The 12,540-nt window shown below is 58.8% G+C and carries 9 protein-coding genes and 2 pseudogenes; 3 read left to right on the top strand and 8 right to left on the bottom strand.

Annotated elements, in window-relative coordinates; all coding sequences use genetic code 11:
* Positions 1–4: 4 nt before the first annotated feature.
* Complete coding sequence (locus PHAMO_RS13285; protein ID WP_002730053.1) at positions 5–706, top strand: pseudouridine synthase; 702 nt, start codon at positions 5–7, stop codon at positions 704–706.
* A 71-nt stretch (positions 707–777) separates the two neighbouring features.
* Here the strand turns inward: PHAMO_RS13285 and PHAMO_RS13280 are convergent, their stop codons facing one another.
* Positions 778–2,469 (bottom strand): methyl-accepting chemotaxis protein, encoded by a 1,692-nt coding sequence (locus tag PHAMO_RS13280; protein WP_040567222.1) that lies wholly within the window; start codon positions 2,467–2,469, stop codon positions 778–780.
* A gap of 360 nt (positions 2,470–2,829) precedes the next feature.
* Between PHAMO_RS13280 and PHAMO_RS13275 the strand changes: the two genes are divergently transcribed.
* Positions 2,830–4,554 carry an NAD(P)H-dependent oxidoreductase subunit E gene (locus PHAMO_RS13275; protein WP_202801574.1) on the top strand — a complete coding sequence of 575 codons (1,725 nt, stop codon included), beginning with the start codon at positions 2,830–2,832 and terminating at the stop codon, positions 4,552–4,554.
* Between the two features lie 28 nt (positions 4,555–4,582).
* Positions 4,583–6,508 carry an NADH-dependent [FeFe] hydrogenase, group A6 gene (locus PHAMO_RS13270; RefSeq protein WP_002730048.1) on the top strand — a complete coding sequence of 642 codons (1,926 nt, stop codon included), beginning with the start codon at positions 4,583–4,585 and terminating at the stop codon, positions 6,506–6,508.
* 308 nt (positions 6,509–6,816) lie between these two features.
* Here PHAMO_RS13270 and PHAMO_RS13265 read toward each other — a convergent pair.
* The 7 genes and pseudogenes from PHAMO_RS13265 to PHAMO_RS13235 all read right to left on the bottom strand — a co-directional run bounded on the left by PHAMO_RS13265 (position 6,817) and on the right by PHAMO_RS13235 (position 12,537).
* Positions 6,817–8,137 (bottom strand): annotated as a pseudogene (locus PHAMO_RS13265) (IS1380 family transposase).
* A 499-nt stretch (positions 8,138–8,636) separates the two neighbouring features.
* Positions 8,637–9,449: pseudogene (locus PHAMO_RS13260) on the bottom strand (IS5/IS1182 family transposase); the annotation flags it as partial.
* Between the two features lie 246 nt (positions 9,450–9,695).
* Complete coding sequence (locus tag PHAMO_RS13255) at positions 9,696–10,745, bottom strand: ATP-binding protein (RefSeq protein WP_002730041.1); 1,050 nt, start codon at positions 10,743–10,745, stop codon at positions 9,696–9,698.
* Positions 10,742–11,326 carry a SpoIIE family protein phosphatase gene (locus PHAMO_RS13250; RefSeq protein WP_002730040.1) on the bottom strand — a complete coding sequence of 195 codons (585 nt, stop codon included), beginning with the start codon at positions 11,324–11,326 and terminating at the stop codon, positions 10,742–10,744. The genes PHAMO_RS13255 and PHAMO_RS13250 overlap by 4 nt, the downstream gene beginning before the upstream one ends.
* The gene (locus tag PHAMO_RS13245) at positions 11,323–11,727 is read right to left on the bottom strand and encodes an anti-sigma regulatory factor (RefSeq protein ID WP_002730039.1); all 405 of its coding nucleotides are present in this window, start codon (positions 11,725–11,727) and stop codon (positions 11,323–11,325) included. Before PHAMO_RS13245 ends, PHAMO_RS13250 begins: the two co-directional genes overlap by 4 nt.
* A 2-nt stretch (positions 11,728–11,729) precedes the next feature.
* On the bottom strand, positions 11,730–12,137 hold the full coding sequence (locus PHAMO_RS13240) for an ATP-binding protein (RefSeq protein ID WP_040567220.1): 408 nt from the start codon (positions 12,135–12,137) through the stop codon (positions 11,730–11,732).
* Positions 12,127–12,537: an STAS domain-containing protein gene (locus PHAMO_RS13235; RefSeq protein WP_002730037.1), complete on the bottom strand. Its 411-nt coding sequence runs from the start codon at positions 12,535–12,537 to the stop codon at positions 12,127–12,129. Before PHAMO_RS13235 ends, PHAMO_RS13240 begins: the two co-directional genes overlap by 11 nt.
* Positions 12,538–12,540 lie beyond the last annotated feature (3 nt).

Here is a 12,540-nt window from a genome sequence, read left to right as displayed (position 1 = left end):
ATCAATGCGGCTCATCAAATTGGTGTCCAATCTGGGCTATGGTAGTCAGAAAGACGTTCGCGCCATGATTCGCGACGAAAGGCTGACAACGCGCGCCGGCGTTCCGTTGGGAGTGGAAGCCCGCGCCGACCATGCCGACATTTTGCTCGACGGCAAGCCGCTCGACCCACCGCAGGGAATCGTGCTGATGCTGAACAAACCGTGCGGCTATACCTGTTCGACCAACGATCCGGGGTTGACGGTCTATTCGTTGCTGCCGCCGCGTTTTATCCTGCGCAAGCCGGTCGTGGCGACGGTAGGGCGGTTGGACCGCGATAGTTCGGGCCTGCTGTTGCTGACCGATGACGGGCAATTTCTCCATCACGTCATTTCCCCTCGTCGCGCCATTGCCAAGACCTATGAGGTAACCTTGGCGCGTCCGCTTCGTGGAGACGAGGCCGAGGTTTTCGCCAGCGGAACCCTGATGCTGCGTTCGGAAGCCGAGCCGTTGCTGCCGGCGCAATTCGAGGCGAAAGGCAACCTGTCCGCCTGTGTAACTATCACCGAGGGGCGTTACCATCAGGTCCGCCGCATGTTTGCCGCGGTCGGCAATCATGTCGAGACGTTGCGGCGGACCAGAATCGGCGGTCTGACTCTGGACGGGTTGGAAGAGGGGCTGTGGCGCCCCCTTGGAACGGATGAAATCGAGGCCGTTACAAGGGGGTGATACGGGTCGCCGCAGTTGACGATTCGGATCGAACCGCGAATTCGAAATATTCTGTGATCTAGCCCCTGAAATCAGGCGCTCTTCACTCTGCGTAGAAAATCATCGACAACATGCTTAAGGTCATTGCTCTGGGTTAATAGCGACTTTGACGAGGATAGAACCTGTCGCGCGCCGCCTCCGGTTTGGTTGGCGATTTCGCTGACGCCGACAATGGTGTTGGAAACTTCCTGTGTTCCCACTGCCGCCTGCTGGACATTGCGGGCAATTTCATTGGTTGCGGCGGATTGCTCTTCAACCGCCGAAGCAATCGTCGTTGCGATCTGGTTGATCTCCTCGATCCGTTCGACGATAGAAACAATGGCTTTTACGGTGTCGTCAGTCGCACTTTGTACCGCTCCGACCTGGCTGACGATCTCCTCGGTGGCGCGTGCCGTCTGGTTGGCGAGGTGTTTGACTTCTCCCGCAACCACGGCAAAGCCCTTGCCCGCCTCGCCAGCCCGCGCCGCCTCGATGGTCGCGTTCAATGCCAGAAGGTTGGTCTGCGATGCGATGTCATTGATCAGATCGACCACGGCACTGATGCGAGCCGAAGAATCGGCCAGTCCCTTAACCAGGACACGGGTCTGGCGAGCCTGATCTGCGGTAGCGTTCGAAACCCGCGAAGATTGTTCCATCTGGCGCCCGATCTCGGTAATCGAGACCGATAATTCTTCGGCCGCGCTCGCTACCGTCTGGACGCTGGCCGACGCTTGTTCGGTCGCGGCGGCGACCGCCGTGACTTGGCGATGGGTTTGCTCGGCACTGGCAGACAGCATCTGAGCCGTGGCTTCCATATCGTTGCAGGCAGTGACAACGATCCCGATAACGCCCCCGATGGCTTGGTCAAAGCCGCCGGTCATCTCTTCGATAGCTTTGGCGCGACCCTCGCGGGCTTGACGTTCGCGTTCTTGCTGCGCCCGCATTTCATCGGCCTGACGCGCATTGTCACGGAATACCAGCGCGGCCCGCGAGATATCGCCAATTTCGTCACCCCGCCCGGTGCCGTCGATTGCGACGGTTAGGTTGCCGTCCGCCAATTGCTTCAAAACGTCGGTGATCTTCACGATTGGCTGGACCAGACTCTTGCGTGAAATCAACATTCCAACGGTGACGCCCAGGACGATGCCGCCCAGTGTGGTGCAGATCATAACGATGCCGAGAGTTCGGGCCATATGCGCGGTGTCATCCGCAATGGCGGTCCCGTCTTTGTCGAACGATTCAACAACAGAGCGCATGTGTTCTATCAACGGCGTTGCCTTGGAGCGTGATACCCGCACGCTCTCGTAGATTGCCTGCTGCTCTGCGTCGAGAGTTCGGTTCTTCTGCTCCAACGCTAAGGCTTCTGTTTTTTTGGCATGTTCGTAGTATTCTATAAAAGAGCGATTAATTTCATCCAAATCTTTACGATAGGCCGGTGGAGTAGATGACTGGATCTTTTCCAGATTATCTTTGACCGTTGCGGCTGAGTTTCTTAGGAATTTAGAGGCGTCGTCAGCCTCAGCCGGGTTGGCGGCCATGCGGTATTCCGCCCGGTTCATAATAAGAAGATTCTGGTTCAGGCGTCCCCCGAGCTTGACCAGATCGCCAGAGGCATCGATCTGTCGCGCGGCTACGGTCATTTCCTGCAAACTGTAGTAGCCGAGCGCACTTATCGCGACCATGACACAGGAGAGGATCGCGATAACGATCCCGATTTTGCGCGAAATACGGACGTTGGTGAGCATGGCGATGCCTGAGAATGGTTAGTCTATGCTTAAAATCATATGTGTACTACATAAGTGATAGTCAATGCCCGCTCTTGATGTGCACTGACCTCGGCCGCTATTGCAAAATGTGCTTATGCCTTGCGTGGGTAGGCCGAAAAGAGTGGAGAGCATGCTCCCATCCTCACGGGCAGCTTGCCACCTACCCGTATGAGGCGGTATCTAGGGTAGGAAAATCCGGTGCGTTAGGGTAGTCACCACCGGAAAGGGTGGGGGAGCGATCGTGCGTCCATTTCCGAATATAACAGAGATATTTTTTCGTGTTACGCAACGCGCAAACGCGACAAAGATCGCGCCCACAAGAAAAGATCAATAAGACAAATGTATCAGATGGGGAGAAATATGATGCTGCTGACAGGGCAGGACAGAGAGAAATCCCTTATAGCTAGACTTGTTAAAAAACACGGGCGACAAAGATCTTCACTTATACCTATTATGCAGTCTGTCCAGGCGGAGTGCGGCTTTGTTTCTGAATTTGCGATGCAATATATCGCCGATCTGATCGGTATTTCCGCATCAGAGGTTCTCGGCGTCGCCACCTTCTTTCACTTTATTAACAAGAAGCCCAAGGGAAAGTTCATCATCCGGCTTAGCCGCGATATGTCTTCGATCATGAAGGGGGCTAAATCAGTCGCCCGTCAGTTGGAAAACGACCTGGGGATCCGCTTTGGCGAGACAACGCCGGACGGCATGTTCACCCTGGAATGGACCAGCTGTATCGGGATGAATTATCAGGCCCCGGCGATGATGGTGAACAATGAGGTGTTCTCCAATCTGACTCCGCCCAAAGTTCACCGGGTGATCGAGGATTGTCGGCAGGAATTCAACGCTCGTCGCCCCACCGTCGGCAATGTTGGTGAGACCTATGCCAACACCCTGAATTACACCAATCACGAGATCAATTCCGGCTTGCGACGGGCGGTGTCGGTTAGCCCCTCGGAGGTGATCGCCGAACTGACCGTGTCTGGTCTGCGTGGGCGCGGAGGTGCTGGGTTCCCCACCGGAATTAAGTGGAATCTGGCTGCCAAGGCCAAAGGCGACACCAAATACATCATCTGCAACGCCGACGAAGGCGAGCCTGGCACCTTTAAGGATCGCATCATTCTCGGCAAATATGCCGACATGGTGTTCGAGGGAATGACCATCGCCGCCTATTCGATCGGAGCACGCGAAGGCGTCGTCTATCTGCGATGGGAATATACTCACCTGAAGCCGCATCTTGAGGCGGTGCTGGAGGCGCGGCGCAAATCGAATCTGCTCGGCAGCGATATCCTGGGCCAAAAGGGGTTCTGTTTCGACATCCGCATCCACATGGGTGCGGGTGCCTATGTTTGCGGCGAGGAAACCGCGTTGATCGAAAGCCTGGAAGGACGGCGCGGCGAGCCGCGTAACCGCCCTCCATACCCGGCAGAGCGCGGCCTGCACGGACAGCCGACCGTCGTCAACAATGTTGAAACCCTGGCGACGTTGAGCTGCATCGTCTCACGCGGAGCCAAATGGTTCTCATCGATGGGAACCGAGCGGTCGAAGGGATTCAAACTGTTCAGCGTTTCGGGCGATTGCTCACGCCCCGGCGTCTATGAATTGCCCTGGGGGATCACGGTCGATCAATTGCTGGAAACCGTGGGCGGGCAGGGGGCTAAAGCAGTCCAGATCGGTGGTTATACCGGCCAGTTAGTCCCGGCTCGCCAGTTCGACCGTCGTCTCGCCTATGAGGATCTGGGCATCGGCGGCTCGATCATTGTCTACAGTGCCGACCGCGACATGCTGGAAGTCGCCGAGAACTATCTCGAATTCTTCGTTGAAGAATCCTGCGGTCAGTGCACCACCTGCCGCGTCGGTAATCAAAAATTGCTGGAAGGTATCCGGCTACTGCAACAGGGGAAATGCTCCAACCGCTATCTCAATGACCTGATCAGTCTCAGCGAGACGGTCAAGCTGGCCTCGAAATGCGGCCTGGGTCAGGCGAGTCCAAACGTGGTCATCGCTCTGAACGCGCACTTCAAGGATGAAATCATGGCACGCCCGATCCTGGGCGCCGCCTGACCGGCCAAAGCGGGGAGATCAGACTAATATGGACACCATTCCTTCGAGCACCGAATCCCAGCCTGTCGCTGACAGCGCGGAGTCCGGGACCAATACCGTCGCCCCGGTCGAGGCCGCAGCGCCGATGATTGCTGTCACCATCGACGGCATCGACGTTGAAGTTCCCTATGGTACGACAATCCTTGACGCGGCCAGACGGGTCGGGCTGCGCATTCCCACCCTATGCCACCACGACGATTTGTGTACCGCCGGCGTCTGCCGCATCTGCGTTGTCGCGGTCGAGGGGATGCGCACACTTCAGGCCGCTTGCGCCACTCCGGTGACTCAGCCGGTCAAGATTCAGACCAACACGCCTGCGGTCCGTACCGCCAGGCGTCATGTCGTCGATCTGATGCTGGCCAACCATTACGGCGACTGTACCGTCTGTAAGCGCAACAACAATTGCGAGCTGCAATCCCTGGCCAAAGAATATGGCGTCGATTACTACCGCTTCGGTCATCCGACCGAACCAAAATATCCCATCGACCGCTCCAGTCCTTCGGTCGTGCGCGACATGAACAAGTGCGTCCTGTGCCGTCGTTGCGTCCGCACGTGCAGTGAGTTGCAGGGCGTCGGCGCGCTGCTGGTCAAGGGGCGCAGTGTCCGTTCGCGCATCGCCACGTTTGGCGACAAGCCGCTTTCCTCGGTCGTCTGTATCAATTGCGGCCAGTGCATCAATCGCTGCCCGACCGGAGCCTTGACCGAGCAGGATCAGACCGACGAGGTCTGGGCAATGCTGGACGACCCGACCAAGCATGTGGTGATCCAGACCGCGCCATCGCCCCGTGCCGCCATCGGTGAGTGCTTTGGGCTGGAAGCGGGGACTCAGGTTACGTATCAGCTCAACACTGCGTTGAAGCGGATGGGATTCGACGGTGTGTTCGATACCAACCACACCGCCGACCTGACGATCATAGAAGAAGGCACAGAACTGATTATCCGGCTGTATCAAGCCCTGGTCCAGGGCGATACCGATATCGCGCTCCCTCAGTTCACCAGCTGTTCACCCGGCTGGGTTAAGTACCTTGAGCATTTCTACCCGAACGCGGTTCCCAATCTGTCTTCAGCCAAAAGCCCGATGCAGATGTTCGGTGCCCTGCTCAAAACCTATTACGCCGACAAGAAAGGGATCGATCCGAAGGATATCGTTGTCGTCGCCCTGATGCCCTGTACCGCGAAGAAGTTCGAGTGCAACCGGCCTGAACTGTGCTCCAGCGGCTTCAAAGACGTCGATTACGCCCTGACCACCCGTGAACTGGCCAAGATGATTGCCGAATCCGGTATCGACCTGCCTCATCTGCCCAAAAGTCCGTTCGACGAGCCTTTTGGCGATGGAACCGGCTCAGGCAATATCTTTGGCGCAACCGGCGGTGTGATGGAAGCGGCCCTGCGCACGGTAATCGAGGTCGTCACCGGCCAGAAGGTCGAAAATTTCTTCGACCACGCCAATATCTTGCCGGTACGTGGTATCGAAGGTGCGCGGATGGCCGAGATTCCAATCACCGAAGTCGGCCAAGTTCCCGACCTGTTTAAATCCCTGGTGCCAGACTGGGATTGGCTGAAAGGGGTAACTCTGCGCGTCGGTATCGTCCACGGTTCGGCCAATGCCAAGAGGGTGATGGAGGACATCAAAGCAGGCGGACCGTTCAGCAAGTGCCACTTCATCGAGTTCATGGCTTGCCCTAGTGGTTGCTTGGGCGGTGGTGGCCAGCCTATTCCGACCGACGCTACCATCCGCGCGAAGCGATCGCAGGCGATCTACCAGATCGATAGCGATTTCAGTATCCGCAAGTCGCATGAAAACCCGGTAGTGCTTCAGCTCTATCGCGAATTCCTCACCGATGGGCCGTGCGGCCACATCGCACACCACCATTTGCACACCCACTATTCCCCTCGTGGCAAATTCATGTCGTAAACGGACAAGAGCGGCTCCCTCGTTTCCCAGCGGAACGGGGGAGCCGTTTGCGTGAAGACATAGGCTGTGTGGGGAACTTTGCCGTATCTACGGCAAACCGACAATACTCGCGATCCCCGATCTGGCCCCAATGCTCGCCCCCCATCCATTTGATCGCCGCGTCGAGGTCGGCGCGGAAGGCTGCCGGTGCGTCCGCTGCGTTGGCATGGTCGATCAGTTCTTGCAGCCACAGATGGGCGGATTCGTGAAACAGAGTCGAGCGGTCGGCGGATTGGAACAGGGTAATGAGGTGGGGGCCGGTGCCATAGTCAGCCGGAGGCAGCCGGATCGAGCAGCGCCAGACTTTCTTGATGGGGGTAGCTCGACGGCAGGGCAACCTTGATGCGGGTGACCATCTCGGTGACGCGGGCGGCGATCTTGATGAGGTTCATGCGAATGGTGTCGAACTGGGCATCGCGCCAGAACGATGTCTTGGGTGCCAAGCCGCGCAGGGTATGGATCAGCCAGTAGGCGGCGGTGTGGATAAGCAGGCGGAACTGGTTGGCCGTGGCGCTGGAGCAGGAGGTTCGGTCGGAGGCCAAGTGCAGCTTGTGGGCCTTAATCAGGTTCTCCATCTGGCCGCGGTGGCAGTAGATCTTTTCGTAGAGCGTTCCGGGCAACCCTCTGAGATTGGTGACGATGAAGCGCGAATCGGTTCCCTGCGCCGACGCCTCGACACGGGCGATGACGCGGCGCTCGGTCTTCTTCCAGCTTTTGGCGGCATAGTGGAACTCGCCATAGCGGCGGACCTTCCCGGCCTCACCGTCGATCCGGCCCAGGGCGGCCTGTTCGGCCAGATCGGTGACGCGGGCCAGCAGAACCTTATTGCCGCCGAGAGAAAAGATGTAGCCGATCCGGTTGCTCTCGCACCAGGCCATCGCCTCGGGACGGCCGTAATGGCTGTCGCCGCGCACCATGATTTCGACACGCGGCCAGCGGGCGCGGATGGCGCAACACGAGGGCGACTTCGGCGCCGTCCGGCGTCTTGCCGGGGCGCAGGATGAAGGCGACCGGCTTGCCGGTGGTGGCTTCATAGATATGGATCGGCAGGAAGCAGCGGCTGTCGTAATGGGCGTTGAACAGTGAGAGTTGCTGCGCTCCGTGCGCCTTGTCCTCGGTGTCGTCGATGTCGAGAACGATCCGCCGGGGCACATCGGCGAAGCTATCGCAGAACAGATCGACCATCGCCGCCATCATCCGCTTCAACGCCACCGGCCCCGGCAGGTTCTCCAACCGGCTGATGGTCGGCTGCGAACACAGATCGGCGCCGCTCTCGGGCAACCGATCTACCGCCATCTTAAAGGCCGGATCGGATCGCAGAGTATCGCAATCGTTGGCGTCGGGATAACCGGCGGCGATCATCAAAGCCCGAAACCGGATCATCCCGGCATGGCTGTGCCGAACCCGCTCGGGTGCGCGCCGGTCTTCGAGGCATCCGGCCAGTCGCTCCGAAATCCCCAGTCGCCGGTCGATCTCGGCCAGCACCAAAACGCCGGCATCGGACGTCAGTTGGCCTCCATCGAAGGCGACGTGAACAGGCTTGCCGCAGATCGCTGGAAGCCCTGGCAAAACACCGGTAACCTCTCCCATGGCGGATGCAACTCCGTGTGATCGTGGTGGTCTTGCTTGAACACCAGAATCATACACGATTTCAGATGGTTATGCTGCATCCGCCAGCATCTTTACGCGAACTGATGAATAATCCGGGCTAGGGACCGACCGAAGGGCGCTCTTCGGAGCGGCGTTAGGCAATGATGGCCGTACGGCGCGGTTAACCTCGGCGGGGACTTTCCCATCCCTGGAGTCGCGGCTTTCTTTCAGTCTGGTGACCGGCTCAGGTCGGTCGAACCGTAGGGATGGTTCGATTTGAGAACCTCGTCGCGCGAGAGTATATTGGCCTTGGTTCCCGCACGAGGAAACGCCCCTCCGGGGGCGGCGTCAGGCGCTACTGGCCGTACGGCGTGCAGCACCTCGCGGGGAACCATCCCATCTCTGGAATAGATCTTCTGCTTGCGGACCGCCGCGTTGGCGAGGTGGACACTTCCGGAAACCAGCGCAGACCGGCCGATGTGGCGGTAAAGAGGCGAGTGTTGGCCTGGGAGCGATAAGCGGTGTCGGCCCAGACATCGGAAGCGGTGTTGGTGGCCGGGTCGATCAGCCCCTCACGCAGGCGGGCGCCATCCGCAGCGGCGGCATCGGTGACGATGAAGCGGCGGATGATGCCGTGTTTGCGGTCGATCGAAATATGGTTCTTGTAGCCGAAGTGCGGGATGGCGATATCGCCCTGAGGCGTGCCATCCTCCTTTGTCTTGCCCTTGGAGAACTTCACCGTCCAACGGGCATCCCGGTCTTTTTGCCGCAGTTTGGCGGGCTTCGATTTCCAACCCTCGGGGATGCGACCGGCTTTGATCTCGCTCTTCTCGGCTTCGGTGTTACGGCCTCGCGGGGCGGACACCAGGGTCGCATCGATAATCTGACCCGACATCGGCAGATAGCCCGCGGCAACGATCGCCTGGTCGAGGCGCTGGAATAAATCGTCCAGGGCACCGGCCGAGATCAACGCCTCGCGGAAATCCCACAGCGTGTTGGCATCCGGCACCGCATCGCCTGGGCCAAGGCCACAAAACCGCATCCAGCTCAATCGGTCGCGGACCAGATACGAGGTCTGCTGGAGCGCCAGACCGTGCAGCGACTGCAGCACCAGCATTTTGAATTTCAGCACGACGTCGAAGCCCGGACGGCCGCCTTTCGCCGGATCGATCCGCCGCCGCAATGCCCGCTCCAGAACCGGCCGGAACACCTCGAAATCCACCGTCGCCGACAGCTTTTCCAGTGGATCACCCTCGGCCGATAATTCCGCCAGACGATGCTCGATATCCCAGAACCCATGCTGAACGACCATTCCGCCCTCGCATCTCAGCCTCCAAGGATGGAATCATTAATTCTGACAGGACGCCAGTTTCCGGAAGTGTCCAGGTCTTGATGCAGTCCGTCCAACGGGCCGGTTTCGTTGTCCAACCCCCGCTAAAAATGGGGGGATTACCGAGGTCGGTATCCTTTCGTCCTTCGACTTATACCAACCGGCCAACGGGTTAAATCGAGGGGTGTCCGGTAGGCGCGCGATTCGCTCGTCTTCTTCGTTTGACGCTCAGGCAGAGGCGGCTGGTGCGGCGATCAGGGGCAGAAGGATTATTATAGAGGTTCCTTTGCCCGGAGCGGTATCGATCACCACTTCGCCGCCCCACGAGCGGACGATGCCGCGCACAATGGCGAGGCCGAGACCAGTTCCCTCGCCCGGTCCCTTGGTGGTGAAGAATGGGTCAAAGGCGTGGGCGAGAACGTCGTCCGTCATGCCGCATCCTTGGTCGGTGACGGTTAACCGGGCGTGAGGAGCCTGTTCGTTGCCGTTCGGCATCTCAACTCCTCCCGATGCGGCCAGAAGATCGACTCTGATGCCAACCGTCCCGGAGTAGTTCATGGCGTGGAAGGCATTATTGACCAAATTCATCAGAATTTGGGTGAACTCACTGTCGTCGCCGATGACCAAGGCATCGTGGTTGGCAATGGAAACCTCGATGCTGAGGCCGGGCAGAGTGACCGCACGCAAGAACCCGACGCAGCGTTCGACCACGTACCCGAGCCGGATCGGTTGAGGTACTGGAGTTTGTTGGCGAACATAGGTCAGAATGCCGCGAACGATGGCGGCGGCTTGAACCGCGCAGTCGAGAATAGTCCGCAGAGACTGGCTGATTTCGCTGTTCTCGTCGTGATCTTCCAGCGCCAGTTCCGCCAACCCTTGTATCGGTTGCAGTAAATTATTGATCTCGTGCGCAACGCCGCCGACGAACTGGCCGAGCGACTCGCGACGCTGACGGTCGCGTTCGACCCGTTCCTGCTCCAGTGCCTTTTCGCGTTCGAGCAGTTCTGTTCTTTCGCGAAACGCTCCCGAAAACGACATCATCAGTTCGGCCAGACAGGTCGAGGCCCGGTGCACCGACTCTTCATTCATCGCCGTCGGGCAACTCTCTAGCAAGCCGAGCATCGCCACTTCATGCAGGCCGGCGATTTCCTCGATTGGGATTTCGTCCGCGACCAGATCGCGGCCAAGGCTGGCGATGGCGATTAGCGCCAATTCGTCGCCGACCAGGACATAGGTTCGGGTCAGGTCGGCATAAGCGTCGGCGCATTCGTCATTCATGCTCCGTCGCTCTCCAGGTAGCAGCACAGGACACCGGCATCGTCCCGAGGCGTTTCGAAACGGACCAGGAGGCGGTGGGCCAGGCGATCAGGGTCGGCTTTCAGCCGCAGGCAATCCTCGGCCAGAGTCAAAGAGGTGGCGAGTCCATCGGTCCATATCACCAGGACATCGCCATTCATCCAGTTGGCTTCGACCGTCTGAGGCTGGCGGATTCTGCCGCCGACAATTCCCGGAGTTCCCTCGAAGCGGAAAGAGCGCTCACCGAACAGGCCGGCGCGGACGTTGCCGATTCCGGCATGGCACAAGGTCCTGGCCTCTGAATCGAGCTGGATTATCGTCATTGCACAGCCGCGGGTATCGCGGATCTTCCGGTCGATTTCCTCCAGCATTGCGGCGGGTGGCAGCGAGCGGCACAGTTCGGCATGTGTCAACGCGGCGCGGGCCGCATCGGCGGCATCGCGACCATGGCCCAGACCATCGGCCAGACACAGCGTCCAGTTCGGCCCGTCCATCCACCATTTCGCGGCATCACCGCAGTGAAATTCTCCGCCGATAGGCCGTATCGCGCTGCCGATGATCATCGATCCCAAATCCTTGCCACAACTCGGGTTCCTGATCCCAGCTTCGATTCGAGGTGGAACTCGTCCATCAGCCGCTGGATTCCGGGAAGTCCACTGCCTAAACCTCCATTCGTCGAGAATCCGTCTTGCATCGCGAGCTCGATATTGTCGATACCGGGGCCGTCATCCTCGGTGACAACCTCAATTCCTATTTTCCCGCAATCTTCGATCGGGGTCAGGTGGACGATGCCGCCTTTGACGGTGTGGAACGCCAAATTGTTGACCAGTTCAGATATCGCCGTGCTCAACCGATAAACCCGAGCATGCGGCAAGCCCAGTGATTGGGCCATTTGGCGTGCGTACAGACGCACCTCGGTTCCGTCCAATTCGTTCTGCACGCTGAAATTGATCGTTTTTTCCACAATTATCGCTTCCTGGTCATTCTGGCGTGGATCACCGTGCCGGTCGGATGAGTGTCGATTGTCATATCGTCCATCAACCGCCGTACCGCAGGTAGGCCGAGGCCGAGGCCGCCACCGCTTGAGAATCCTGGTTCTAGCGCTCGGGGGACATCGACAATGCCCGGCCCTTCGTCCGAAACGACCAAATGAAGAGTGCGCTGACTGTCGGAAATATCGCTATAAATCCGGCACGTGCCACCGCCGGCATAGACCAATGCGTTGCGGACCAATTCGGAAATAACGGTGGCGAGCCGGGTCTGATCGACGGTGCCGAATCCAGATTGCCGCGCCAGTTCGCGCCCGGATTGGCGGGCGGTGATGATGTCTTCCTGACTGTGAACTTCGACCGTGATGTCGGTTTCATTCGCCATATCGGTCACCTGGATTCGCGCGTGTGTCGTTTCGGTCGCGATCTCGCCGCGCCAGCGAGGATTTTAGTCGTTCAACTCCGCTTTCGAGATCCAGGGCGGTTTCAACGCCGATGATCTCGCGTCCCATTTCGACCAAGGTCAAGGCGACGAGGGGCTGCATTCCGGTCAACACGACTTCTCCGCCCATGATTCGGGCCATTCGTGCCGTCTCGTTGAGAACTCGGGCCATGTAAGAATCGACGACATCGACAGAAGTAATGTCGATCACGATCCCATCGGCTTTACCGTCGCGGAGAAGCTCCAGAATGTCTCCCTGTAACGTCATGGCCTGTTCATCGGTCAGATCGGACTGTACCGAAGTCAGAAGAATATGTCCGAGGCGTAGAACAGGGACCCGCATCGA

The sequence above is a fragment of the Magnetospirillum molischianum DSM 120 genome (assembly GCF_000294655.1).
In the GTDB taxonomy this organism is placed as follows: Bacteria; Pseudomonadota; Alphaproteobacteria; order Rhodospirillales; family Magnetospirillaceae; genus Phaeospirillum; species Phaeospirillum molischianum.
Note: the sequence above shows the minus strand (reverse complement) of the source record. Positions and strands in the feature narration are given on the sequence as shown.